Consider the following 25245-nt stretch of genomic DNA (forward strand, 5'->3'; position numbering starts at 1 on the left):
CAGAGTTTGTCGTTCACTCTGTTCCGGCAAAGTCCGTGCGTTTTATCGAATTCTCACGCTGGAGAATTGAAATCAGCCCCAAGGCGCAATCATCTGCAGTTTCGCTGGCGATGGACTGTTGCAGGTGCTCGCTCAAAACAGCCTTTAATTTTTTTCCCGGCAACGTTGCATTCCACTCCAGCAGTTTTTGCACTGCCGGTGCGGGAACGCCGCTGGACTTTTGGTAAAGGCTTTCTGCGGTGCCGGCACTCATGATCGCCAAACCCGTCGGCGCCAAGACTTGCCCGCGGTACAGCCTGAGCTTCGATATCGCTTTAGGGTCATTCAGCAACGAGGTGGTATTGGTGAGCTCGTCATTTTCTGGAGGCGAAAGGGTCTCGAGTTGCCCGTCCGGATCAATCAGTGCAATGACGCCGACTCCCAAGTTGCCCGCCATATAGCGACCTTGTGAGTAAGCGACGAACGACAGAGTGCAGGCCAGATCGTTGATCTCGCAGCCGAGCTTGGCGGATTTGCGTCTGAACGCGTCCAGGCAACGATTGATCAGACGCTGGGCTGCCTTGGCGTTGTGCTTTTCCATGTTCTGCCAAAGGCTTTCAAAGTTTTTGCAGACGTAGGCGAGTGTCGCGGTTACTGCGACTTGGGCGCCGACGTCCGAGCGGGCTCTGGAGCCAGCGCCTTCGGCCAAGGCAATGCAGGTCACAGCGTTCGACTCTCTTGCCGCGACGTAGTCCTGGCAAGTTGTTCGAGTTTCCAGATGCGAGCGTCCTGCCACAGACGCGAAAGCGGTTTTACAGGTGAAGTCCAGCGTGAGGTCAGACATGGTGTCCTTAAGGGAAGGCGTCCATAAAAGGGCGCTTTTATCGACGAGCACGTGTTCCATTGGGTAGGGATTGACTACCTGCCGTCTTGTTTAGCAATTGGCTGGGCACGAGGATAACCTATCGATTTTGCGGATCACAACCGCAGCGGCACGCCTTGGTATCAGGATCAAAATTATGCAAACACCAAACACAGCCCTCATCCGCGAAACCTTCCCCGTCGGCCCGCTCCAGTGCAACTGCACGATCATCGGCGATCCGATCACAAAAAAAGCCATCGTCGTCGACCCGGGCGGCAATCCCGACCTGATCATGGCCCGCCTCGATGCGCTGGGCCTGAAAGTGGTCAGCATCATCCATACCCACGCCCATCTCGATCACTTCCTTGCTTCCGGGCAGATGAAGGAAAAGACCGGCGCGACCCTGCATTTGCACAAGGAAGATCAGTTCCTCTGGGACAACCTCGAGATGCAATGCCAGATGTTCGGTGTGCCCTACGTTCCGGTGCCATCACCGGATCGCTGGTTGTCCGACGATGAGGAGCTGGCTTGCGGTTGCGGGGTGGCACTGCATACGCCGGGTCATACGCCCGGTTCCATGAGCTTTTGGTTTTCCGAGGCTAAGCTGTTGATTGCCGGCGACACACTTTTTCGTCGCGGGGTAGGGCGCACGGATTTATGGGGTGGCGATCAGGCGACCATCGTGCGATCGATCAAGCAGCGGCTGTACACCCTGGACGAAGATGCAACGGTGGTTACCGGGCATGGTCCGGATACGCGTCTGGGTGATGAAATGCGCGAAAACCCTTTTGTGCGGGCGTAAAAATTTTGTCATGGGTGGGCGGCGGAATTTTTGTCCATTGTCGTGATCCAACGCCCGCAGAGGTTTATTGCCAACCGGCCGCTGCACCTCAGAATGCAGAAAAGTAGGAGCTCTTCATGTTCACCAAGCGTCGTTTGATTATTGTCGCTACTGCCGTGGCCTTGTTGTCCGGCTGCGCCTCGCCTAACCCTTATGACAACCAGGGCCAGGCCGACGGCGGCTCCCAAGGCATGAGCAAAACCGCCAAGTACGGCGGCCTCGGCGCTCTGGCCGGTGCACTGGCTGGTGCAGCTATCGGTCACGACAACCGTGGCAAGGGTGCCTTGATCGGTGCTGCCGTGGTGGGTGCTTCGGCGGCCGGTTACGGTTACTACGCCGACCAGCAAGAGAAGAAACTGCGCGCGAGCATGGCCAATACCGGGGTTGAAGTGCAGCGTCAGGGCGATCAGATCAAGCTGATCATGCCGGGCAACATCACGTTCGCCACCGATTCGGCGAATATCGCCTCCAGCTTCTATCAGCCACTGAATAACCTCGCCGGCTCCCTGAAGGAGTTCAGCCAGAACCAGATCGAAATCGTCGGCTATACCGACAGCACCGGCAGCCGCCAGCACAACATGGACCTGTCCCAGCGTCGTGCGCAGAGCGTGGCGACCTACCTGACGTCGCAAGGTGTCAGCGGTGCCAACCTGTCGGCCCGTGGCGCCGGTCCGGATAACCCAATCGCCAGTAACGGCGACGTCAATGGCCGAGCTCAGAACCGTCGCGTTGAGGTCAACCTGAAGGCGATTCCGGGCCAGCAGTATGGTGCTCAGCAACAGCCGGGCACGGTTCAGCAGTATCCGTAACTGATTGCCTGAATGAAAAAATGCCCGATCCTGTGATCGGGCATTTTTTTGTGTGGCCGGTGCTGGCTCCATCGCGGGCAAGCCCGCTCCCACAGGGTTATGTGTGGAACACGGATTTTGTGTACACCAAAGAAACCTGTGGGAGCGGGCTTGCCCGCGATAGGGCCGGTACATTCACCGTAAAATCCTCATGCACAAAAAAGCCCCCGGACAACGGAATTGTCCGGGGGCTTTCTGCTTGTCGCTGCGACTGATTACTTCTTCAAGCCATAATGCTCATCGAGCATGCCTGGCGCATTCGGAGTCTTCGGCGCGTAATCGCGTGGCGGCTCCTGATCGCGCGGTGGCGTCAGACGCTCGCGCGGGACCTGCACCGATTCAGAGTGCAACGAGGCGAGCAAGCGCTGGCGAGTCTGCTCGTCCAGGGCCAGACGATTGGCACCCTCGGCGAGATGATCCTGCACTTCCTGATAGCTTTGGGTCAGTTTCTTGACCAGCATCGCGGTGCTGTTGAAGTGGGTGACCACTTCGTTTTGATAACTGTCGAAACGCTCCTGGATATCATCCAGTTGACGCTGCGTACGGCTCGGCGCAGCGTTCGGCGCAACGCGCGCGATCAGGAATCCAATGGCGACACCCACAACCAGGGCAAGAGTCGGTAACAACCAAACTAAGAGCGAGTGTTCCACGAGTCCTTCCTCTATAAACGGCTTTGCTTTACGTTAACGGCTCGAACCTGCGCTGTATACCGCGATTCACTCGCAATAGATTGGCACAGACAATTTGCTAGACGAGTCGACCCGATTCGAGGTCACGGAGTTCCTTCCTTGCTGATGCGTGAAACCCCTGTAGTGATTGATGGCCCGGTCGGCCAAATTGAAGCTCTTTACCTGGATAACGAGCAGCCGCGCGGCATCGCGCTGATCTGCCATCCGAACCCTGTGCAGGGCGGCACCATGCTCAACAAGGTCGTCTCGACCCTGCAGCGCACGGCCCGCGACGCCGGTCTGATCACCCTGCGCTTCAACTATCGCGGCGTCGGCGCCAGCGAAGGTAGCCACGACATGGGCACCGGAGAGGTCGACGACGCTCAAGCCGCCGCCGCATGGCTGTTGGAAAAACACCCGAATCTGCCACTGACCCTGTTCGGTTTCTCCTTCGGCGGATTTGTTGCAGCAAGTCTCGGCGGTCGTCTCGAAGCCCAGGGCGTGCAACTCAAGCACCTGTTCATGGTCGCGCCGGCGGTGATGCGTCTGGGCGAGCAGGATCAACTGCCAGCGCATGGCGAGTTGACCGTGATCCAGCCGGAAACCGACGAAGTCATCGATCCGCAATTGGTCTATGACTGGTCGGACGAACTCCAGCGCCCCCATGAGCTGCTGAAAGTGGCAGAATGCGGACACTTTTTTCATGGCAAGTTGACCGATCTCAAGGATCTGATCCTGCCGCGTCTCTCGAATTGATTGCAGTCTGACAAGCGATTACCCATGACGAACCGTACCCGCATCCTCACCGGCATCACCACCACCGGCACGCCACACCTTGGCAACTACGCCGGCGCCATCCGTCCGGCGATCCTCGCCAGCCGCGACAGCAATGCCGATTCGTTCTACTTCCTGGCCGACTACCACGCCCTGATCAAATGCGATGACCCGCTGCGCATCCAGCGCTCGCGTCTGGAAATCGCTGCGACCTGGCTGGCCGGTGGCCTGGATGTCGACCGCGTGACCTTCTACCGTCAGTCGGACATCCCGGAAATCCCCGAGCTGACTTGGCTGCTGACCTGCGTCGCCGCCAAGGGCTTGCTCAACCGTGCGCACGCCTACAAGGCCTCGGTGGACAAGAACGTCGAAACCGGTGAAGACCCGGATGCCGGCATCACCATGGGCCTCTACAGCTACCCGGTGCTGATGGCTGCGGACATCCTGATGTTCAACGCGCACAAGGTGCCGGTCGGTCGTGACCAGATCCAGCACGTGGAAATGGCCCGCGACATCGGCCAGCGCTTCAACCACCTGTTTGGCCAGGGCAAAGAATTCTTCACCATGCCTGAAGCGTTGATCGAAGAAAGCGTGGCAACACTGCCTGGTCTCGACGGTCGCAAGATGTCGAAGAGCTACGACAACACCATTCCGTTGTTCTCCAGCGCCAAAGAGATGAAGGACGCGATCTCGCGGATCGTCACTGACTCCAAAGCGCCAGGCGAAGCCAAGGATCCGGACAACTCGCACCTGTTCACTCTGTTTCAGGCCTTCGCCACGCCAGCACAGGCTGACGAATTCCGCAGTGAACTGCTCGGTGGCCTGGGTTGGGGCGAGGCGAAGAACCGCCTGTTCCAGTTGCTCGACAACGAACTGGGCGAAGCGCGCGACAAGTATCACCAGTTGATCGAGCGTCCGGCGGATCTGGAAGACATCCTGCAGATAGGCGCGAAAAAGGCCCGTGCCGTGGCAACGCCGTTCCTCAACGAACTGCGTGAAGCCGTGGGCCTGCGTTCGTTCGTCAATCAGGTTCAGGTGGCTGCGACCACCAAGAAGAAAGCCGTAAAAGCCGCACGCTTCGTCAGTTTCCGCGAGGACGACGGCAGTTTCCGTTTCCGTCTGCTGGCGGCCGATGGCGAGCAATTGCTGCTGTCGCGCAACTTCGCCGATGGCAAAACCGCTGGCCAGGTGACCAAGCAACTGCAATCCGGTCAGCCTCTGGACTTGCGCAGCGAAGACTTGAGCTTCAGCGTGTGGCTGGAAGGCGAGTGCATCGGCGACAGCCCGGCATTCGCTGACAGCACGGCGCGGGACACGGCCATCGAGGCCCTGCGCATCGCGTTGACCCCGGTACAGGAATAATCAGCGGCTCGGCCCGACCAAGGGCTGATTGCCATTCCCATGGGCCGTCGCTACAGTGACGGCCCGTTTTTGTTGCCTTGCTAACGAATTATGACGCCCCTAGAACGATACCAAGCTGATCTGAAACGCCCGGACTTCTTCCATGACGCCGCGCAGGAAACTGCTGTGCGTCATTTGCAGCGCCTGTACGAGGATCTGATCGCCGCCGATCAGAACAAGCCGGGTCTTTTGAGCAAGCTGTTTGGCAAAAAGGATCAGACGCCGGTCAAGGGTCTGTACTTCTGGGGCGGCGTGGGTCGCGGCAAGACTTACCTGGTCGACACCTTCTTCGAAGCGCTGCCGTTCAAGGAAAAGACCCGCACGCACTTCCACCGCTTCATGAAGCGTGTGCACGAAGAGATGAAAACCCTCGGCGGCGAGAAAAACCCGCTGACCATCATCGCCAAGCGTTTTGCGACTGAGTCGCGGGTCATCTGCTTCGATGAATTCTTTGTCTCCGACATCACTGACGCAATGATCCTCGGCACGCTGATGGAAGAGCTGTTCAAGAACGGCGTGACCCTGGTCGCGACCTCGAACATCGTTCCCGATGGTCTGTACAAGGACGGCCTGCAACGCGCGCGCTTCCTGCCGGCCATTGCGCTGATCAAGCAGCACACCGAAATAGTCAACGTCGACAGCGGCGTCGACTATCGTTTGCGCCACCTCGAGCAGGCGGAACTGTTCCACTATCCGCTCGACGAAGCCGCTCACGAAAGCCTGCGCAAGAGCTTCAAGGCACTGACACCGGAATGCACGGCGGCGGTGGAAAACGACGTGCTGATCATTGAAAATCGCGAGATCCGCGCCCTGCGCACTTGTGATGACGTGGCCTGGTTCGACTTCCGCGAACTGTGCGACGGCCCGCGCAGCCAGAACGACTACATCGAACTGGGCAAAATCTTCCACGCCGTGCTGCTCAGCGGTGTCGAGCAGATGAGCGTCACCACCGATGACATCGCTCGCCGCTTCATCAACATGGTCGACGAGTTCTACGACCGTAACGTGAAGCTGATCATCTCTGCTGAAGTCGAGTTGAAGGATCTGTACACCGGCGGGCGCCTGAACTTCGAGTTCCAGCGCACGCTGAGTCGCCTGCTGGAGATGCAGTCGCACGAATTCCTGTCGCGGGCCCATAAGCCTTAAGCAGATCTCGAATTCAGAAAAAGGGCCTGCAATTGCAGGCCCTTTTTTTTGCGCGTTTGGTCAACCGGTTTGATCGAGGCAAGACGCCAGATGCTCTTGCTGTCTGCACCCGACCAGCAGCCAGAGCAAAATCCTCGCTTTGCGCGGGCAGGTGAACCCGGCCATCACAGCACCCTTGCGCTGCAAATCGATTTCGCTGCCCTCAAAGCCGTAGGTTGACCGTGCCGTGGAGCCACAGCCGGTGCGTGTCGCGATTATTACCGGAATGTGTCGGGCGATGGTTTCGATGACTTTGGCCCAGTTTGCGGACACATGTCCGGCACCGAATCCGGCGATCACCAGCCCGTCATAGCCCAACTCGACGACATTTTCCAGCAGCAGACTGTCCGCAGAAAGCGATGCTTCCAGCAAGGCGATCGTCTGGTTGGTGGTTTGCGGCAGGGGCAAGACTTGACGTGCAACAGGCGGCTGCAAATAACGCACAACACCTTCCATTAGAACGCCGGCCGGACCGGTCACAGGCGATGCGAACGCGTGCAGCGCCATGGAGTCGACTTTGCGCACGGCGTTCGCCCGGTGAATCTGCCCTTGGATAACCACTTGGACGCCGCGACCCCGACTGCTTTGCGCCAGTGCGACGCGGCCGGCATCCAGCAGGTTTGCCGGGCCATCGGCACCCGCCTGGGCCGCCGAGCGCATGGCACCAGTCAGCACCAGTGGCTCGTCGTGGTCCCATAGATGATCAAAAAAAGTAGCGGATTCCTCCAGCGTGTCCGTGCCTTGAACAATGATTACTCCTGCCGCACCTTGATTGATCTGAAAGTTCGCCCAGCACAACACGCTCAGCAGGTATTCGAAATCAAGTGAGGCGCCAGGCAATAGGCCGAGTGTCTCAACGGTCAACTGCGCGAGTGTTTTCAGTTCCGGCACCGTGTTCAGTAGCGTCTCGCCGGACACCGATGGAACGACACCTTCGCCGCTTTGAAGCGATTGCATGCTGACAGTACCGCCGAGTGCGGCAATGGCCAGTTTGGGCAAGTCCATGTGATACCTCGCAAAGGAAACCGGCGGCTCCTGAATCGGATTCAAGCGCCAGCCGGGAAGGGGGACGTCAGTGGCTTGCCAGCCAGCCGACGAGCGGAAGGATCAGCAGCGTGCTGATGGCCATGGACAACACATTCCCGATGAAACCGTGCATGTGCCCCGGCACTCGTTGCGCCAGAGCGCAAGCCAGCGGTGGGGCGATCAGGGCACCGAGCAATGCGCTTGAGGCAATCACTTGCCAGTCGCCGCCGTAGGTCAAAATAGCTGCCGGAACGACTGATACCAGTGGCACATAGGTCGGGTACCAGCCTCGGGCTATCCATTGTTTGCGCCAGATCAGCACGCCCAGTGCCGAGGTCAATGCCTGGCCCGCCAGTAATTGCGGCAGCAAACCGGTGCCATAGACAGGGCTCATCGGGTTCAGGGTGAACGCCAGCAATGCGCCGACGATCAGCCCAAGACTGGCCCATTCATTGCCGAAAAAAGGCGCTTCGGAGAAGTCCGCCAAGACCCGGCGAATGCTCCAGACCACACCATAATCGGGAGCCTTGGCGGTTACAGGGATGCTGGCCTCCTCGGCGACCTGTTCGGGCGCCGCGGATGTCACCAGACTCGGCACGCAGCGGCAGAGTACGAAGGCGCCGATGCTGGCGATTGCCATGCCCGATACATTGCCGATCACCACGGGCAGGCCGAGGGGGTTGCAGACGTAATTCACGATCAGCATGCACATGGGCGTCACGAAAAGGGCTCCCATGATTGCGCCATTGATCGCGACCTTCCAGCCGCCCCCAAACATCAGAACCATGGCCGCGGGCAACGACACAAATGCCGCAAACGTGGGCTGCCAGCTCGTGGCGGTGACGGTCCAGCCCCACACGAGATTGCTCAGTACCAGACCCAGCAACGAGCTGGTGACGAGCCACGGCCATAGTCCGCTGCCGTAACAGATGGTAAAGCCTTGCCAGGATTTCCCCGTTCGATTCGCCCAGTAACCCAGATAAGCACCTGCCAAAAGGCCAATGGATGCGAACTCGTGTTTATAAAATGCCACCTCACTGATATCTCCCAACACCCAGCGCAGCCAGGCGGTCGGCTCGGGAAGATTCGAGACCATGTGGCCGTAATCCGGCCAGCGTGCTGACCAAAGTGAGTGATTGTTCATTGAGAGCCAGACAATCAGCGCTGTAGCACTCAGCAGCAATCCAATGATCATGCTGTCGAGCATTGTTCTGGCGGCGATTTGTTTCCGTGGTTTTGCGTGGATAGTTCCCATTGCTTGGCCCCCCGGTTAGCGCGCAAGGCACGGATGCTGGGTGTAACCGAGCATTCGGTCGTAGACATCGCAGCGACGATCCCGATGGAGGTCGTTCAAGTCATTCCAGATAGGCGCGCTGCGAGCGCTGGTCAGGTCAATATCGGCATAGAGAATTTCCTGCTGGTCGGCAGATGCCACGCGGCCGATCGGCCAGCCGTTGGTGCCGGCGATCAATGAACATCCAAGGTATCGAGCGCCGCGCTCTTCGCCGATTCGACTCGCCGCGGCGATAAAAACATTGTTGACATGCGCGGCGGTCATGGTCAGATACGAGGCCATGCATTTGCCGGCGTCATCGAACAACGGTGGCGGAGTCCAGACCCAATTGTTCAGGCTGCAAATGATGTCTGCGCCTTGCTGGCTCAGGATCCTCGGGACCTCGGGAAACCAGATGTCCCAGCAGATCAGCAATCCAATGCGACCGATAGGCGTGTCAAAGACCGGGAATCCCGAGTCGCCGGCAGTAAACCAGAGCTTTTCCAGGTTCCAGAGATGAGCCTTGCGGTACTTGCCGATAAACCCGTCAGGCCCCACTAGCACGCCAGTGTTGTATAGCTTCGATCCCTCGCGCTCGGTCAGCCCGGCTACCAGATAAACCTGATGATGACGGGCGAAATCTTCCCAACTGCCGACACTCGGCCCTTCTGGAACCGCTTCGGCATGGTCAAACGCATCCTGCCGGTTCTGAAAGAAATAACCGGTGTTGGTCAGTTCGGGCAAAACGATAAGGTTTGCGCCGTTGTTAACCGCTTCCAGTGCCAACTCCAGACTGGTACTCAAGTTTGCCGCGCGGTTTTGCGTGCCGACCTGCGGATCAAATTGCACGACCGCAATACGAACGGGGCTTGTGGACTCACTCATTTTTCATGACCTCTTATTATTGTTTTCACGCCGTTGAATGGCGGGGTCATAAGAGTCGAGTCGGGAGCAAAGCGTAAGTCGGCGGTTTCCGGTTAAGTTGTAGGTCTTCTCCTAGGAAGCGTAGTCCCGCGTCATCGTAAGGTCCTCGGTCTGCTGCCGGGACCCTTCGTGAACAGTGGATGGCGTGCGCAGAAAATCAGGTGGCGTGGTGAAAATGCGGGTAGTCATCCATGGTGAAGCCGCCGTTGAAACTCGCATCGGTCTTGTCGCAAATATGAATGACTGCATCGACGGCACCGCGAAAGCAGGGCTCGGTCCAACCGGCATCGACTGAAAATGACTCCCCCGATAAATACAGGCCCGAAGCCTTTGAATAGTCTCGGTTGTATTTCAGCAGGCGGACGGCATCGTGGTAAGTCCCGGGACGGTAAAGCTTGGCGCACCCCAACGAATTTTTATCAGTCATCCAGCGCTGTACGACGGCTTGTTGCAGGCCGATGTACGGGGATATGCGTTGCTGAATATTGCTGGAGTTCATGAGGATTCTGTCCAGTTCTTCTGCGCACTTTGCGACCAGTTCTTTGTCGCTGAAGCAGGAAAGTTTGGTTGCGTCGTCCTCCCAGGTGTAACTCAAAAGAATGCAGTCGTAGCTGTAGTTCTCGTTGTAGCGGTAGGTATAAACGTCATGGATAAAGCTGTCCGTGACAATCACTTGGGGGATGTTGGTATTGCCCGACAAAAAGGATTTTTTCAGCGGTGCGAAGACCTTGCAGCTGGTTTCCCAGTGCGCGGTTTTGTACGCGTTAATGGTTTCGAACGGCAGCATCTGAGGCGTGAAGTCTTCCAGCTTGACTCGGGTCTCTATCAACCATGAGGGCAGCGTCATGATCACTGAATCAAAGTCATTGAAGTGTTCCTGGGTCAACTCCGGCTGGCTATGTTTGCGGTTGAAATAGACGCGGATTTTTCCGCTGCCGAGTTTTTTCAATCTGCTGACGGCGCAGTCGGTCAACAGGCCTTCACTGCTTTGCTGGCAGTGCTCATAAAACGATTGGGTGGACTCGTCGGGCTTCATGAACATCAGGCATTCACTCAACGCAGCGAGCCCCAGATAGCGTGGTTTATCAAAGGGCAGGCCAGTCGAATCGAAAACCGCATTGCTGTTGACAAGGGGGGAGTCAGGCAGCGGGTCGCCTTGTTCATCCACTCGGCCATGCACTAATTGCAAATGGCTGCTGAAACCAAATATGGCGGTGCGCAGAGGGTATAACGCGCACACGTCATAGAAGGCTCCCCAGCTACCGTCGCCAATCCCGATGGCGTAGAAAATGGCCGACTCCTTTGCCGACATGCCCATCCCGCCAAAGTCACCGGGGGCGTCGCGATTCCAGCGCTGCAAGGCAGGCATGCCAACCAGTTCGCGGAAGGATACGGCGTGGTATTTTTCGACGATAGCGGCCCAAGCGGCTTCCCAGTCCTCGCTCGCGTACATTTCGGCGACATGCCGGGTCATGCGGTCGGCGAAAGCCCTCCACTTGGCGTACACCGCTTGCAGTTCATCGCTGGGAGGCGGCGTCTGGCCGTCGGTATTTTTCCAGATCAGCATTTGCGGTGCCGCTTCGACCGCCAGACGGCCCTCGCGCAGGTAAATGCCGGTTGATTTGACCCATTGGCTGCCAGGGTTGGCGAAGTCCGAAAGCGACAAGTCAAAGGTCTTCGCGTAATAGGCCATCAGCGATCGACCCTCAGTCGGCAACTCGCCTTCGCGGTTGAACAGAGGCATGCGCATCGCGCCCATTTCAAACGGGGTATGACTCGCGCTGGATTGAGGGCTTCCCGGAACGGTCAGGTGTCTGCCGCCTATGCGGGAGGATTGCTCGATCAGCGTGATATGCCTGAAGCCGCAGCGCAGCAACTCTCGGGCGGCTGTGAGACCGGTCACGCCAGCGCCAATGATGCAGATCCGGTGTTGTGGGTCAGTGGCGCGAGCGATGCCGTCTTTTTGCTCGACCAATGCGCGATAGTCAAAGCACAAGTCGGGAGGATTGGGAAAGCGGGGCTTCCATTTGGATGGCGTAGAACGTTTTTTGCGAACCTCAACGCTTGCGGCTTGTGATGGGTAGTTGTAACTGGATCCGATGGTCACTGTTCATCTTCCTTGATGCGTTGTGCATGTGAAGGAGTCTGTACGGCGAAGCCATGTATGGACAGTCGTAAAAGGGGGCGGGAAGCTGATCTGTTTTCGCTGGTTTATGTGGGAAAAAACACGCCAGGAGCCGTCCATGTGAAAGGACTACTCGCACATGGACGTCTGTCTGATTGTGTTTATGCAGCCTGCTGAAACTGCTGCCGATACTGGTTCGGCGACAATTCGGTGTGCTGACGGAACAGCCGCGCGAAGAAGCTCGCATCGTCATAACCGACTTCATAACTGATGGTCTTGATGCTCTTGCGGCTGGCGGACAACAAGCCCTTGGCCGTTTCGATGCGCAGGCGTTGCAGATAGTGCAGGGGTTTGTCGCCGGTGGCGGTCTGGAAGCGGCGCATGAAATTGCGGATGCTCATGCCGTGCTCGCGCGCGACGTCCTCGAAGCGAAACTTGTCGGCGAAGTGCTCTTCGAGCCAGTGCTGGATCTGCAGGATGATCACGTCCTGATGCAGCTTCTGCCCGCCAAAACCGATGCGGCCCGGCGAGTAGCTGCGCTGCACTTCGTAGAGGATGTCGCGCGCTACAGCCTGTGCGACGTTGGCGCCGCAGAAGCGCTCGATCAAGTAGATGTAGAGGTCGCAGGCCGAGGTGGTGCCGCCGGCACAGTAGAGATTGTCTGCGTCGGTCAGGTGTTTGTCCTGATTGAGGTAGACCTTCGGGAAGCGCTCGGTGAAAGCGTTGAAAAAGCGCCAGTAGGTCGTAGCTTCCTTGCCATCGAGCAGGCCGGCCTCGGCCAGCCAGAACACCCCGGTGGCTTCGCCGCACAGGACGGCACCGCGAGCGTGTTGCTCACGCAGCCACGGCAGGACTTGCGGGTAGCGGGTGCACAGCGTGTCGAAATCGTCCCAGAACGCCGGGAGGATGATGATATCGGTATTTTCCAGGCCGCCGTCCACTGGCATGACCACATTACTGAAGCTTTTCACCGGCTTGCCATCGGGGCTGACCAGGCGGGTTTCGAACGCAGGAGTCAGGCCTTGGCCCAGTTGCTTGCCGTAACGCAGGCTCGCCACATGGAAGAAGTCCTTGGCTTGCATGAGTGTGTAGGCGAAAACCTGGTCGATCGCCAGGATGCTGACGCGCCGCAAGGGCGTGGAGACGTGCTTGGACATAATTCAACTTTTGTTTTGTTTTTATAAGGGAAAGTGGTCACCAGACGGCTGGATCGTCTTATTTTTTGTCGGATGTGTCCAGTGTCCTCTATCGGAGGGGAGGCTTAGTCTCTGAAGGACACAGCCCTCCAACAAGAAAGAAAGGTGCCGCATGATCCCCAGAACCTTGTTCAGTTCCGAGCACGAATTGTTCCGCGACAGCGTACGAACCTTCCTCGAAAAAGAGGCCGTGCCGTTTCACGGGCAATGGGAGAAACAAGGCCACATCGACCGTAAACTCTGGAACAAGGCAGGGGAGGCGGGGATGCTCTGCTCGCATCTGCCGGAAGAGTACGGAGGCTTGGGGGCGGACTTTCTTTACAGTGCGGTGGTGATCGAAGAGGTTGGGCGATTGGGCCTTACCGGCATCGGTTTTTCGTTACATTCAGACATTGTTGCGCCGTACATCCTGCATTACGGCAGCGAAGCGCTGAAGCATAAATACCTGCCGAAACTGGTGTCGGGCGAGATGGTCACGGCCATTGCCATGACTGAGCCCGGCGCGGGTTCCGACCTGCAAGGCGTCAAGACCACCGCCGTGCTGGACGGTGACGAGTACGTGATCAACGGCTCCAAGACCTTTATCACCAACGGCTTTCTTGCTGATCTGGTGATTGTCGTCGCCAAGACCGATCCGAAGGCCGGCGCCAAGGGGACGAGTCTGTTTCTGGTGGAGGCGAATACGCCGGGCTTCGAGAAGGGCAAACGCCTGGAGAAGGTCGGAATGAAGGCCCAGGATACGTCGGAATTGTTCTTCCAGGACGTACGCGTGCCGAAGGAAAATTTACTGGGGCAGGCCGGGGCGGGGTTCGCTTACCTGATGCAGGAATTGCCGCAAGAACGGTTGACCGTGGCGATTGGTGGTCTTGCTTCGGCAGAAGCAGCGTTGCAATGGACAATCGATTACACCCGTGATCGCAAGGCATTCGGCAAGGCGATTGCCGATTTCCAGAACACCCGCTTCAAACTGGCGGAAATGGCCACGGAAATTCAGATCGGTCGCGTGTTCGTTGATCGCTGTCTTGAGCTGCATCTGCAAGGCAAGCTCGACGTGCCGACGGCCGCGATGGCCAAGTACTGGGGCACCGACCTGCAATGCAAGGTGCTCGACGAATGCGTGCAGTTGCACGGCGGTTACGGGTTCATGTGGGAATACCCGGTGGCTCGGGCGTGGGCGGATGCGCGGGTGCAGCGGATTTATGCCGGCACCAATGAAATCATGAAGGAGATCATTGCGCGGTCGCTTTGAGTCTTGCAGTGAGTTGACAGGCCCCTTCGCGAGCAGGCTCGCTCCCACAGGTACGGTGATCTCCTGTGGGAACGAGCTTGCTCGCGAAGGCGGTGCATCAAACGATCACGGCGCAGGGTTCGGATGATCCTTGTGAATCGCCTCGATCCCCGCCTGCACTTCATCCGACAGTTTCAGATCGAAACTGGCGATGTTGCTGTCCAGTTGCTCAAGCGTCGTCGCGCCAATGATGTTGCTGGTGACGAACGGCTGCTGAGTCACGAACGCCAAGGCCATTTGCGCCGGATCCAGACCGTGTTCACGGGCCAGTGCGACATAACGGCTGCACGCCGCTTCCGATTGCGCGTTGAAATAGCGGCTGAAGCGGCTGTAGAGGCTCAGACGACCTTTTGGTGGGCGCGCGCCACCTTCGTACTTGCCGGACAGGAAACCGAACGCCAGCGGCGAATAGGCGAGCAAGCCGCATTGTTCGCGGATGGCGATTTCTGCCAGGCCAATTTCAAAGCTGCGGTTGAGCAGGTTGTACGGGTTCTGGATCGACACGGCACGCGGCCAGCCCCGTGCTTCGGCCAGGGCGAGGAAGCGCATGGTGCCCCACGGCGTTTCGTTGGACAGGCCGATGTGGCGGATTTTGCCGGCCTTCACTTGCTCGTCGAGTGCTTCGAGGGTGTCTTCAAGTGGCGTCAGGTTGGCTTCGATCTTGTGTTTGTAGCCCAGCTGTCCAAAAAAGTTGGTGCTGCGCTCCGGCCAGTGCAGTTGGTAGAGGTCGATGTAATCGGTCTGCAGACGCTTGAGGCTGGCATCCACCGCTTCCGTGATGTGTTGGCGGTTGTGGCGCAGGTTTTTGTCGCGGATGTAGTCGATGGTGTTGCCGGGGCCGGCGATCTTGCTGGCCAGGATCCAGTCGGCGCGATCACCACGGCTTTTGAAGTAATTGCCGATATAACGCTCGGTGGTGGCGTAGGTTTCGGCTTTCGGCGGTACCGGATACATCTCGGCGGTGTCGATGAAATTGATCCCGGCCTCTTTGGCCCGTTCGATCTGGGCGAAGGCTTCAGCTTCAGTGTTTTGCTCGCCCCAGGTCATGGTGCCGAGGCAGATTGCACTCACGTTCAGGTCGGTACGGCCTAGCTGGCGATAGTCCATCGGGTGCTCCTTGGGCAAAACAATCATAAAAGCAGGTTGAAATATTTTTCGCAATCTGCATAATTGCCGACCTCTTTCTGCAGTGGAAGTGATGCGCCGCCGCCGAAGAATCTTGCCGTTGAACGGACGCGCCGACCCGAGCCCCCGAAAGCGTCTGTATCCGGCTGCCTTTGACTTGTCAAAGTACGCACTATTCAGTAAGATCCGCCGTCTAATTTACAGGGCGGCCCCTGAGGCTATAAAGAATGAAAACTTTTACTGCTAAACCAGAAACAGTAAAGCGCGACTGGTTTGTCGTCGACGCTGCTGGTCAGACCCTGGGTCGTCTGGCCACCGAAATCGCGAGCCGTCTGCGTGGCAAGCACAAGCCTGAGTACACTCCTCACGTTGATACCGGCGACTACATCGTCGTAATCAATGCTGAGCAGATTCGTGTTACCGGTGCTAAAACCACTGACAAAATGTACTACTCCCACTCCGGTTTCCCGGGCGGCATCAAGTCGATCAACTTTGAAAAGCTGATCGCTAAAGCCCCTGAGCGCGTGATCGAGACCGCGGTTAAAGGCATGCTGCCTAAAAACCCGCTGGGTCGCGACATGTACCGTAAGCTGAAAGTCTATGCGGGCGCTGCACACCCACATACTGCTCAGCAGCCCCAAGAACTGAAGTTTTAACGGAATAGTACATTATGTCGGCGACTCAAAATTACGGCACTGGCCGTCGCAAGACCGCAACCGCACGCGTTTTCCTGCGTCCGGGTACTGGTAATATCTCCATCAACAACCGTTCGCTGGAAAACTTCTTCGGCCGCGAAACTGCCCGCATGGTAGTTCGTCAGCCGCTGGAGCTGACTGAGACTGTCGAGAAGTTCGACATCTACGTCACCGTGATCGGTGGTGGTGTAAGTGGTCAGGCTGGCGCAATCCGCCACGGCATCACTCGCGCTCTGATGGACTACGACGAAACCCTGCGTGGCGCTCTGCGCAAAGCTGGCTTCGTTACTCGCGACGCCCGTGAAGTTGAACGTAAGAAAGTTGGTCTGCGTAAAGCGCGTAAGCGTCCGCAGTACTCGAAGCGTTAATTCCGCTTCCGCGTTCAAAAGAACGCCCGCCTCCTCACGGAAGCGGGCGTTTTTTTATGCCTGCGATTTATCAAAAGAATTGCGCTGTGACAACTTGCCACATTCGCAGAGCCCCTATACTGCAAGGCTTGAGGGTGAGAGCTCCGGGTAATTCCCTTGTCAGAATTGGGGCTTTTCATTACCATTCGGCAAAATTTTTATAAGTAACATTGATTTATTTAGTAGATGCCTGATTTAACAGGCCACAAAAGCTGATGGGAGAGGACTGAATGAGCAATGACGGCGTGAATGCAGGCCGGCGTCGCTTCTTGGTAGCAGCCACATCCGTGGTGGGTGCTGCAGGAGCGGTGGGGGCTGCGGTCCCGTTCGTGGGGTCATGGTTTCCCAGTGCCAAGGCGAAAGCCGCTGGTGCACCGGTGAAAGTGAATGTCAGCAAGATCGAGCCAGGACAGCAGATGATTGCTGAGTGGCGCGGCCAGCCGGTGTTCATTGTCCGCCGTACCGAGGAAATCCTGGGGAATCTTAAAAAGATCGAGGGGCAACTCTCCGATCCGACCTCCAAAAACTCCACGCAACCCACCTATGTCGACCCTGAAGTGCGTTCGATCAAGCCGGAAATTCTCCTGCTGATCGGGATTTGCACACACTTGGGTTGCTCACCGACCTTCCGTCCCGAAGTGGCACCTGCGGATCTGGGTAAAGACTGGGTAGGCGGTTATTTCTGCCCTTGCCACGGTTCCCACTACGATCTGGCTGGCCGCGTCTACAAGTCGCAACCCGCGCCTTTGAACCTGCCAGTTCCCCCGCATTCCTATGAGACCGATGACCTGATTGTCATTGGCGTCGATACGGAGAAAGCGTGATGAGCAAGTTCATGGATTGGGTTGATGCGCGCTTCCCTGCCACAAAAATGTGGGAAGACCATCTCAGCAAGTATTACGCTCCAAAAAACTTCAACTTCTTCTACTTTTTCGGCTCGCTGGCGCTGCTGGTTCTGGTTAACCAGATCGTCACCGGTGTCTGGCTGACGATGAGCTACACCCCGTCGGCAGAAGAAGCGTTCGCTTCCGTTGAATACATCATGCGCGACGTCGAGTACGGCTCGATCCTGCGTCTGCTGCACTCGACTGGCGCTTCGGCGTTCTTCATCGTGGTCTATCTGCACATGTTCCGTGGTTTGCTCTACGGTTCGTACCAGAAACCGCGTGAGCTGGTCTGGGTGTTCGGCATGCTGATCTACCTGGCGCTGATGGCCGAAGCCTTCATGGGTTATTTGCTGCCTTGGGGGCAGATGTCCTACTGGGGTGCGCAGGTGATCATCTCGCTGTTCGGTGCGATTCCGCTGATCGGCGACGACCTGACCCAGTGGATTCGTGGTGACTACCTGATCTCCGGGATCACCCTGAACCGCTTCTTCGCCTTGCACGTTGTGGCCTTGCCGATCGTGATTCTCGGTCTGGTGGTGCTGCACATTCTGGCGCTGCATGAAGTGGGTTCGAACAACCCTGACGGCGTCGATATCAAGAAGCACAAAGACGAGAACGGCATCCCGCTGGATGGCATTCCTTTCCATCCGTACTACACCGTGAAAGACATTGTCGGTGTTGTGGTGTTCTTGTTCATCTTCTGCTTTATCGTGTTCTTCTTCCCGGAAATGGGTGGCTATTTCCTCGAAAAGCCTAACTTTGAACCGGCCAACCCGTTCAAGACGCCAGAGCACATTGCGCCGGTTTGGTACTTCACGCCGTTCTACGCGATCCTGCGGGCGATACCGGACAAGCTCATGGGCGTTATCGCCATGGGCGCGGCCATTGCAGTGCTGTTCGTCTTGCCGTGGCTCGATCGCAGTCCGGTCAAGTCGATGCGCTATAAAGGCTGGATGAGCAAAATCTGGCTGGTGGTGTTCTGCATTTCGTTCGTGATCCTCGGCATTCTCGGCGTTCTGGCGCCAACCCCGGGTCGTACGTTGCTGTCGCAGGTCTGCACCTTCCTGTACTTCGCCTACTTCATTCTGATGCCGTTCTACACCAGGCTCGAGAAGACCAAACCGGTTCCGGAAAGGGTGACTGGCTGATGAAAAAGTTATTTTTCGCTCTGATTTTTGCTGCTTTGCCTGCCCTGTCTTTCGCGGCACCACACGGTGGTCCGGAACTGGAAAAAGTCGACATTGACGTCGGCGACAAGGCCGCTCTGCAGGATGGTGCGCGTACCTTTGCCAACTATTGCATGGGTTGCCACAGTGCCAAGTTTCAGCGTTACGAGCGGGTTGCCGATGATCTTGGCGTACCCCACGAACTGATGCTGGAGAAGCTGGTGTTCACTGGCGCCAAGATCGGTGACCACATGAACATCGGCATGCAGCCGGACGACGCCAAGACCTGGTTCGGCGCAGCGCCGCCGGATCTGACGCTGGTGGCTCGCGTTCGTGGTACTGACTGGCTCTACGGTTACCTGAAGTCGTTCTACGAAGACCCTGCACGTCCATGGGGCGTGAACAACAAGGTCTTCCCGAACGTCGGCATGCCTAACGTGCTGGTCGGCCTGCAAGGTCGTCAGGTCGTAGGTTGCAAACAGGTGCAGATCGTCGAGGACGGCAAGAAGCAATATGATCCGCTGACCGGTACGCCTCTGACTCACGAAGCGTGCGATCAACTGACCATCGTGCCGAAATCCGGTGCTCTGAATGAAGAGCAGTTCGATGAGAAGGTCAAGAATCTGGTAACCTTCCTGGCTTACTCGGCTAACCCGGTTAAGCTGCAACATCAGCGCATCGGTACTTACGTTTTGCTGTACCTGGCGTTCTTCTTTGTGTTCGCCTATTTGCTCAAGCGTGAATACTGGAAAGACGTGCACTGATACGCTTCAAGCATTGCTGTTGATCGCGCGCGCCCAAGGGCGCCTCCGACAACGTAGCGCCTGGTAAGCCAGGTGTTGCGGGAGGCGCCCTCTGGGCGCGCGCGTTTTTCCGGTTCCGATAATTTCAACAAGCGAGGAGGATCGCCATGGGCGTGACCAATCGGTTGGCCTGCTACTCCGACCCCGCCGACCACTATTCCCACCGAGTGCGCATCGTGCTTGCAGAGAAGGGTGTCAGCGCCGAAATCATTTATGTGGAAGCTGGTCGCCAGCCGCCTAAACTGATTGAGGTGAACCCTTACGGAAGTCTGCCGACGCTGGTCGATCGTGACCTGGCGTTGTGGGAGTCGACCGTGGTGATGGAGTATCTGGATGAGCGTTACCCGCACCCGCCGTTGCTGCCGGTTTACCCGGTGGCACGTGCCAACAGCCGACTGCTGATTCATCGCATTCAGCGTGACTGGTGTGGTCTGGTGGATCTGATTCTGGATCCTAAAAGCAAGGAGGCCGCGCGCGTCGTGGCGCGCAAGGAATTGCGCGAAAGCCTGACTGGCGTGTCGCCGCTGTTTGCCGACAAGCCGTTTTTCCTCAGTGAGGAACAAAGTCTGGTGGATTGCTGCCTATTGCCAATACTCTGGCGTTTGCCGATTCTGGGTATTGAACTGCCGCGGCCTGCCAAGCCGTTGCTTGATTACATGGAGCGCTCGTTTGCGCGTGAGGCTTTCCAGGCGAGTCTGTCTGGTGTCGAACGCGACATGCGCTAAGGCTTAAGGAGCCGCTATGAACTCCAGTCGACCTTATCTGGTCCGCGCGCTCTACGAGTGGATTGTGGATAACGATTGCACCCCGCACATGCTGGTTAATTCCGAGTACCCAGCCGTGCAGGTGCCGCAGGGTTTCGCCAGTGACGGACAGATTGTTCTGAACATCTCGCCAAGTGCTGTGCGTCATTTGCACATGGACAACGACGTGGTGACCTTTGAAGGTCGCTTCGGTGGTGTCCCGCACAGTCTGTACGTGCCGATCAGCGCCATCCTGGGCATTTATGCCCGGGAGAACGGTCAGGGCATGGTGTTCGATATCGAGTCGCCGATGGGTGACGAAGACGATATCGAGCAGGACGATGACCTGCCGCCACCGGACAGCGAGCCACCGCGCCCAAGCGGCCGGCCAAGTCTGAAGGTAGTGAAGTAATAAAAAAGGCGATCCGGATGGATCGCCTTTTTTATTGCCTGTTTTTCCCCTACAAAAGCAGGTGTCAGTCGATGTACTCGAACAGCTTCACAATCTTCTGCACGCCGGATACGCCCTGCACCAGGTTGGTCGCCTGAGCGGCTTCCTGCTTGGTCAGCAGACCCAGCAGATAGACGATGCCATTCTCGGTCACGACCTTGATGCGCGAGCCCGGAATGCTGGCGTCGGTGAGCATCTGGGTCTTGATCTTGGTGGTCAGCCACGTGTCGTTCTGACGCGCCAGCAGGGAGGAGGGTGGCAGCACTTGCAGCTCGTTGTGCACCTTCTTCACGCGCTGAACGTTGGCAGCGGCCTGTTCGGCCTTGGCCTTGAGGTCTGCACGCGGTGTCTGGCCAGCCAGCAGCACGACGCCGTTGAAACTGGTGACGACCACGTGCGAGTCGTTGTCCAGAGCCGGGTCGGCCTTGGCCACGTTAACGCCCACTTTGGTTTCGATCAGCGAGTCATCGATCTTGCTGCCGAAGGTGCGAGTGCCGCGGTCGTCATCAATCGGCGCTTCACGGCTGGCATTCACCACCGAAGTGCAGCCGCTGATGCCGAGGCACAGAGTCAAGGCCAGAAGGCCAAGGCGATTAGGGGTCATTCTTCACTCCCGAACAGTTGGCTGTCGATCAGATCGCAGAGGCAATGGATCGCCAGCAAGTGGACTTCTTGAATACGTGCAGTGACGTTGGCCGGTACGCGAATCTCGACGTCCTCGGGCAACAGCAGTGACGCCATGCCGCCGCCATCGCGTCCGGTCAAAGCTACGACAATCATTTCGCGATCATGTGCGGCCTGGATCGCTTGAATAATGTTCGCCGAGTTACCGCTGGTCGAAATCGCCAGCAAAACATCGCCTGGCTGACCGAGTGCGCGGATCTGCTTGGAGAACACTTCGTTGTAGCTGTAGTCGTTGGCGATCGAGGTGATCGTCGACGTGTCTGTGGTCAGGGCGATGGCCGGCAAGCTCGGGCGCTCGCGCTCGAAGCGGTTGAGCAGTTCCGAGGAGAAATGCTGGGCGTCGCCGGCAGAACCACCGTTGCCGCACGAAAGCATTTTGCCTTCGTTGAGCAGGGCGTTGACCATGATCTGGCTGGCTTGCTCGATGTGCGGTGCAAGTACGTCCATCGCCTGTTGCTTGGTGTCGATACTGGCCTGAAAAAGCTGGCGAATTCGCGATTGCATGTCCATCTGTGTGACCTTAAGTAGCGCGGCTGTTCGGCACATGAATGTGCAGCCCGCAAAGCAAAGAGCAAAAGTTGTCGGGTGGAAATATCCGGGTTGGCGGCAGGCAATCAACTGTCGAAAGCATTCTGCAACCAATTCAGCTGACTCGGATGGCTGTCGATGGCCACCACGTCGAAGCGGCAGGGGGAATTGGCCCAACGCGACTCGCGCTGAAGAAAATACTGTGCAGCGAAAATCAGTTTCTGCTGCTTGCGCCCATCGATGCTAGCGAGCGCACCACCCCATTGAGTGTTTTTTCTATAGCGAACTTCAACGAATACTACTGTATCGCCATCAAGCATGACCAGATCAAGCTCGCCGCGTTTACATAACCAGTTCTGCGCCAGCAGGCGCAGCCCCTGATTTTGTAGATGTTCGAGCGCCTGGCGCTCGGCATCCTTACCGCTTTGCGAGCGTGACCTGTCAGGCATTAGCGCTGGGTGTCCGGCAGGCGCTGAACCTGGCCGCTGACGAACTGAGCCCAAGGCAGTTGACGCACAATACGCTGAGTCTGGGTCATGCTGAGGCTGCCCGACTGACCTTCGATGCGGCTGTCCGGCAGAGCTTTGAGTTGGCCCAGACGCGGTGCCAGACGATAAGCATCGGCGCCCATGGCGTACAGGCGCCCAAGGCTGCCGGCGGCTTGTGGCCATTGCGCGGTGACTTGCTGGCGCAGCGGATCGCTGGTTTCCAGCAGCCAGGGCGTTTCGCAGAAGCGGACGCCGTTCATGTCGTTGTACTGGTTCACATCGCCGCTGGCGCTGTAAACGTGCGAGGTCGCATAGACAGGAACGTCACCGGCGTACTGGAAATTCAGGGTCGGTTTGATCTGCTGCGCCTGTTGCGGAGTCGCGGCGAGAAAGATGAATTCGATGTCCTGGCGGCGCGATGGCTGAGCGGCGACGTTGGTGCCTGCAGCATTTTGCAGGCTCTTGGCGCGGGCTTCGCTCTGGCGCAGCTGGAACATGTCGGCAATTTGCTGGGCCAGTTGCACTGGCTGGTCGATACGCTCGGTGGCAATGATGCTGCCGCCATTGGCTTGCCAATCCTGGCTGAACGCACGCAGGACGCGGTCGCCCCATTCGCCTTTCGGCACCATGATCGCGGCGCGTTGCAGGCCGTCGGCGCGGGCACGGCGGGATACTTCTCGTGCTTCGTCTTCAGCGGCCAGGCCAAACTGGAACAGTTGCGCCGGACCTTGATCGCCTTCGCTGTAGTTCAGCGCGAGGGTGGTGATCGGCAGTTGCGGGCGGGTGCTCAGTTGTTTGACCAGCGTTTTTTCCAGTGGGCCGACGACCAGTTGCACGCCGTCAGCCTGAGCCTTGCGGTAGAACTCGTCCATGGAGGTCAGTTTCGAGCTGTCATAGAACTCGATCGCTGGTGGCTTCTGCCCGGCCTGTTGGGCCTGATAGTGCGCAGCCATGAACCCTTCGCGCAGTGCTTTGCCGACCGACGCCAGTTGGCCGTCCTGTGGCAGCAGCAGGGCGATTTTGCTCAGCGGCTGGCTGGTCAGTTCCTTGAGCCTGGTCAGCGGCAGCGGCAGATTGATTGCCGCCGGGTGCTTTGGATTCTGCGCGCGCCAGGTATCGATTGCGGCTTGTTGCTGTTCGAGCGTGCCGGCGGTTTTCACGGCCAGCGCCAGACCCATCCAGCCGCCGAGGTCATCGGTGGTGTTCGGTTGCAGTTGATCGGTCGGCAGCGAGGCGATCAATGTCCAGATCGCTTCATGGTTCTTGCTCGCAGCTTCGTCTTTCAGCATCGGCGCAATGAAGATGCGCTCGCGGGCGGCGGCCAGGGTCTGGCCATCGGCTTCGAGGGCGCGGGCATGAACGGTGCCGGTGCGGACCTGTTGCTCTTCCGGCATTTCACCCAGTTTCTGCAGGCTTGGATGGCTCAGGGCGGTCAGCGCCGCTTTCGGCTGGTTACGCGTCATCGCCAGTTCGGCGGACAGCGTATTGGCAAAAATCTGCTGGCCCGGCTTGAGTTGCTCCACCGGCACTTGTTGCAGGATCTGCGCAGACTGCCCGGCATTGCCTTGGCGATAAGCCAGGTCTGCTGCGCTCAGGCGCAACAGGGCGGCTTTTTCCGGGGTTTTAGCCTGGGAAGCCTGTTCGAGCAGTTGCTCGATGCTGGCGTCCGGAGTCCGTGGAAGTTCGCCAAGGCTGGAGGAAGGGGAGCTGGCGCAAGCCGCCAAAAGGGCAGCGAGGCAGAGGGCAGTGAACAGCCGCAGGCAAGCGATCATGTAAGTGTTCCTGATACTCGATCAAATTAGCGTGGAATTGTACCCAAGCACTGGCCGGGGCGCGATGTTGCTGGCGTGAATCGGTCAATTTAGCTGAAGTAAATGTTGCGGCGTCGCATGACTGCGCGCAAAAACCGCAGGCTAGCAGAGGACGTAGCAAGCCTCGTGACGCGTTACAATGCCGGTTTTTACCGATCATGAGGTGTGCGCTTTGACTGCTCCAGGTTCCCTGAATTCCGCTGCCGGCTCGCTTTATGTGGTGGCGACGCCCATCGGCAACCTGGACGACATCAGCGCCCGGGCACTGAAAATCCTCCGTGAAGTGGCGCTGATCGCTGCCGAGGATACGCGTCACTCGCAACGACTGATGCAGCACTTCGGTATTTCGACGCCGTTGGCCGCTTGCCACGAACATAACGAACGAGATGAAGGTAGCCGCTTTATCACCCGTCTGCTGGCGGGAGATAGCGTCGCGCTGATTTCCGACGCGGGCACGCCGCTGATTTCCGATCCGGGCTATCACCTGGTGCGTCAGGCCCGTGCTGCCGGGATCAATGTGGTGCCGGTGCCGGGTGCCTGCGCTTTGATCGCAGCATTGTCGGCAGCAGGCCTGCCGTCTGATCGATTCATTTTCGAAGGTTTCCTGCCGGCCAAGTCGGTTGGGCGCAAGGCGCGGCTCGAAGCAGTCAAGGAAGAGCCGCGTACGCTGATTTTCTATGAAGCCCCGCACCGCATTCTGGAATGTCTACAGGACATGGAAGCAGTGTTCGGCGGCGAACGGCAGGCACTGCTGGCCCGTGAAATCACCAAGACCTTTGAAACGCTCAAGGGGCTGCCACTGGCTGAGTTGCGCGCATTTGTCGAGTCCGACAGCAATCAGCAGCGCGGCGAATGCGTGGTGCTGGTCGCCGGCTGGACTGCCCCTGAGAGCGAGGACGCGGTCAGCAGCGAAGCCATGCGCATCCTCAATCTGTTGCTCGAAGAGATGCCGCTCAAGCGTGCCGCCGCGCTGGCAGCGCAGATCACCGGTGAGCGTAAAAACGTCCTGTATCAGGTCGCGCTGGATAAACAGAAAGACGTGTAAGCCGTCGCCCGTAGCGGTCTTG

The 25245-nt window shown here is 58.0% G+C and carries 26 protein-coding genes; 14 read left to right on the top strand and 12 right to left on the bottom strand.

Features of this window, described 5'->3' with window-relative positions; translation table 11 throughout:
• Positions 1-13 precede the first annotated feature (13 nt).
• Entirely contained in the window at positions 14-823 is an 810-nt protein-coding gene (locus tag IEQ42_RS21375; RefSeq protein ID WP_210705091.1) for a PP2C family serine/threonine-protein phosphatase, read from the bottom strand.
• A gap of 175 nt (positions 824-998) precedes the next feature.
• Between IEQ42_RS21375 and IEQ42_RS21380 the strand changes: the two genes are divergently transcribed.
• Together IEQ42_RS21380 and IEQ42_RS21385 are read left to right on the top strand one after the other, a co-directional pair.
• Entirely contained in the window at positions 999-1643 is a 645-nt protein-coding gene (locus IEQ42_RS21380; protein ID WP_042561011.1) for an MBL fold metallo-hydrolase, read from the top strand.
• A gap of 116 nt (positions 1644-1759) precedes the next feature.
• Positions 1760-2491, top strand: a complete 732-nt coding sequence (locus tag IEQ42_RS21385) for a YiaD family glycine zipper/OmpA-like lipoprotein (protein ID WP_042561010.1) — start codon at positions 1760-1762, stop codon at positions 2489-2491.
• Positions 2492-2745: 254 nt separating this feature from the next.
• On the opposite strand, the gene IEQ42_RS21390 is transcribed toward IEQ42_RS21385, so the two are convergent.
• A complete protein-coding gene (locus tag IEQ42_RS21390) occupies positions 2746-3180 on the bottom strand; it encodes a Z-ring associated ZapG family protein (protein WP_210705093.1) in 435 nt (144 codons plus the stop codon).
• 144 nt (positions 3181-3324) lie between these two features.
• Between IEQ42_RS21390 and IEQ42_RS21395 the strand changes: the two genes are divergently transcribed.
• The 3 genes from IEQ42_RS21395 (at position 3325) to zapE (ending at position 6519) form a co-directional block, all read left to right on the top strand.
• Positions 3325-3954, top strand: a complete 630-nt coding sequence (locus tag IEQ42_RS21395; RefSeq protein ID WP_210705116.1) for an alpha/beta hydrolase — start codon at positions 3325-3327, stop codon at positions 3952-3954.
• A 24-nt stretch (positions 3955-3978) separates the two neighbouring features.
• Positions 3979-5334 carry a tryptophan--tRNA ligase gene (locus IEQ42_RS21400; protein WP_210705095.1) on the top strand — a complete coding sequence of 452 codons (1356 nt, stop codon included), beginning with the start codon at positions 3979-3981 and terminating at the stop codon, positions 5332-5334.
• Between the two features lie 90 nt (positions 5335-5424).
• On the top strand, positions 5425-6519 hold the full coding sequence (gene zapE / locus IEQ42_RS21405) for a cell division protein ZapE (protein ID WP_042561007.1): 1095 nt from the start codon (positions 5425-5427) through the stop codon (positions 6517-6519).
• A 60-nt stretch (positions 6520-6579) separates the two neighbouring features.
• Here zapE and IEQ42_RS21410 read toward each other — a convergent pair whose 3' ends face one another.
• The 5 genes from IEQ42_RS21410 to IEQ42_RS21430 form a co-directional block, all read right to left on the bottom strand.
• Positions 6580-7563 carry an asparaginase gene (locus IEQ42_RS21410; RefSeq protein ID WP_210705096.1) on the bottom strand — a complete coding sequence of 328 codons (984 nt, stop codon included), beginning with the start codon at positions 7561-7563 and terminating at the stop codon, positions 6580-6582.
• Positions 7564-7630: 67 nt separating this feature from the next.
• A complete protein-coding gene (locus IEQ42_RS21415) occupies positions 7631-8839 on the bottom strand; it encodes a hypothetical protein (protein ID WP_210705097.1) in 1209 nt (402 codons plus the stop codon).
• 15 nt (positions 8840-8854) lie between these two features.
• Positions 8855-9742 carry a nitrilase family protein gene (locus IEQ42_RS21420; RefSeq protein ID WP_210705098.1) on the bottom strand — a complete coding sequence of 296 codons (888 nt, stop codon included), beginning with the start codon at positions 9740-9742 and terminating at the stop codon, positions 8855-8857.
• 196 nt (positions 9743-9938) lie between these two features.
• Positions 9939-11888 carry a flavin monoamine oxidase family protein gene (locus tag IEQ42_RS21425; RefSeq protein ID WP_210705099.1) on the bottom strand — a complete coding sequence of 650 codons (1950 nt, stop codon included), beginning with the start codon at positions 11886-11888 and terminating at the stop codon, positions 9939-9941.
• 179 nt (positions 11889-12067) lie between these two features.
• Positions 12068-12964, bottom strand: coding sequence for a GlxA family transcriptional regulator (locus tag IEQ42_RS21430; protein WP_196304183.1), 897 nt, complete (start codon positions 12962-12964; stop codon positions 12068-12070).
• A 250-nt stretch (positions 12965-13214) separates the two neighbouring features.
• Here IEQ42_RS21430 and IEQ42_RS21435 point away from each other — a divergent pair, with 250 nt between their 5' ends.
• Positions 13215-14351, top strand: coding sequence for an acyl-CoA dehydrogenase family protein (locus tag IEQ42_RS21435; protein WP_042561001.1), 1137 nt, complete (start codon positions 13215-13217; stop codon positions 14349-14351).
• 105 nt (positions 14352-14456) lie between these two features.
• Here the strand turns inward: IEQ42_RS21435 and IEQ42_RS21440 are convergent, their stop codons facing one another.
• Positions 14457-15497, bottom strand: coding sequence for an NADP(H)-dependent aldo-keto reductase (locus IEQ42_RS21440; protein ID WP_210705100.1), 1041 nt, complete (start codon positions 15495-15497; stop codon positions 14457-14459).
• Positions 15498-15742: 245 nt separating this feature from the next.
• On the opposite strand from IEQ42_RS21440, the gene rplM reads away from it, so the two are divergent.
• The 7 genes from rplM to IEQ42_RS21475 all read left to right on the top strand — a co-directional run bounded on the left by rplM (position 15743) and on the right by IEQ42_RS21475 (position 20628).
• On the top strand, positions 15743-16171 hold the full coding sequence (gene rplM, locus IEQ42_RS21445; RefSeq protein ID WP_007917032.1) for a 50S ribosomal protein L13: 429 nt from the start codon (positions 15743-15745) through the stop codon (positions 16169-16171).
• 14 nt (positions 16172-16185) lie between these two features.
• Positions 16186-16578 carry a 30S ribosomal protein S9 gene (rpsI, locus tag IEQ42_RS21450; RefSeq protein ID WP_008080273.1) on the top strand — a complete coding sequence of 131 codons (393 nt, stop codon included), beginning with the start codon at positions 16186-16188 and terminating at the stop codon, positions 16576-16578.
• Between the two features lie 269 nt (positions 16579-16847).
• On the top strand, positions 16848-17441 hold the full coding sequence (gene petA / locus IEQ42_RS21455; protein ID WP_007917031.1) for a ubiquinol-cytochrome c reductase iron-sulfur subunit: 594 nt from the start codon (positions 16848-16850) through the stop codon (positions 17439-17441).
• A complete protein-coding gene (locus IEQ42_RS21460; RefSeq protein WP_210705101.1) occupies positions 17441-18652 on the top strand; it encodes a cytochrome b in 1212 nt (403 codons plus the stop codon). Before petA ends, IEQ42_RS21460 begins: the two co-directional genes overlap by 1 nt.
• Positions 18652-19434, top strand: a complete 783-nt coding sequence (locus tag IEQ42_RS21465) for a cytochrome c1 (RefSeq protein WP_210705102.1) — start codon at positions 18652-18654, stop codon at positions 19432-19434. Before IEQ42_RS21460 ends, IEQ42_RS21465 begins: the two co-directional genes overlap by 1 nt.
• A 146-nt stretch (positions 19435-19580) precedes the next feature.
• Positions 19581-20198 carry a glutathione S-transferase N-terminal domain-containing protein gene (locus IEQ42_RS21470; RefSeq protein ID WP_047303097.1) on the top strand — a complete coding sequence of 206 codons (618 nt, stop codon included), beginning with the start codon at positions 19581-19583 and terminating at the stop codon, positions 20196-20198.
• A 16-nt stretch (positions 20199-20214) separates the two neighbouring features.
• Entirely contained in the window at positions 20215-20628 is a 414-nt protein-coding gene (locus IEQ42_RS21475) for a ClpXP protease specificity-enhancing factor (protein ID WP_150592664.1), read from the top strand.
• Positions 20629-20692: 64 nt separating this feature from the next.
• On the opposite strand, the gene IEQ42_RS21480 is transcribed toward IEQ42_RS21475, so the two are convergent.
• The 4 genes from IEQ42_RS21480 to IEQ42_RS21495 all read right to left on the bottom strand — a co-directional run bounded on the left by IEQ42_RS21480 (position 20693) and on the right by IEQ42_RS21495 (position 24139).
• On the bottom strand, positions 20693-21271 hold the full coding sequence (locus tag IEQ42_RS21480) for a BON domain-containing protein (protein WP_042560996.1): 579 nt from the start codon (positions 21269-21271) through the stop codon (positions 20693-20695).
• Positions 21268-21861 (bottom strand): phosphoheptose isomerase, encoded by a 594-nt coding sequence (locus tag IEQ42_RS21485; RefSeq protein WP_008082788.1) that lies wholly within the window; start codon positions 21859-21861, stop codon positions 21268-21270. The genes IEQ42_RS21480 and IEQ42_RS21485 overlap by 4 nt, the downstream gene beginning before the upstream one ends.
• Before the next feature lie 104 nt (positions 21862-21965).
• Positions 21966-22328, bottom strand: a complete 363-nt coding sequence (locus tag IEQ42_RS21490; protein WP_150592666.1) for a YraN family protein — start codon at positions 22326-22328, stop codon at positions 21966-21968.
• Positions 22328-24139 carry a penicillin-binding protein activator gene (locus tag IEQ42_RS21495; protein WP_210705104.1) on the bottom strand — a complete coding sequence of 604 codons (1812 nt, stop codon included), beginning with the start codon at positions 24137-24139 and terminating at the stop codon, positions 22328-22330. The genes IEQ42_RS21490 and IEQ42_RS21495 overlap by 1 nt, the downstream gene beginning before the upstream one ends.
• Before the next feature lie 178 nt (positions 24140-24317).
• On the opposite strand from IEQ42_RS21495, the gene rsmI reads away from it, so the two are divergent.
• Complete coding sequence (rsmI, locus tag IEQ42_RS21500; protein WP_150592668.1) at positions 24318-25223, top strand: 16S rRNA (cytidine(1402)-2'-O)-methyltransferase; 906 nt, start codon at positions 24318-24320, stop codon at positions 25221-25223.
• The last annotated feature ends 22 nt before the right edge of the window (positions 25224-25245 follow it).

This window comes from Pseudomonas iridis, assembly GCF_017980685.1.
GTDB classification, from domain to species: Bacteria; Pseudomonadota; Gammaproteobacteria; order Pseudomonadales; family Pseudomonadaceae; genus Aquipseudomonas; species Aquipseudomonas iridis.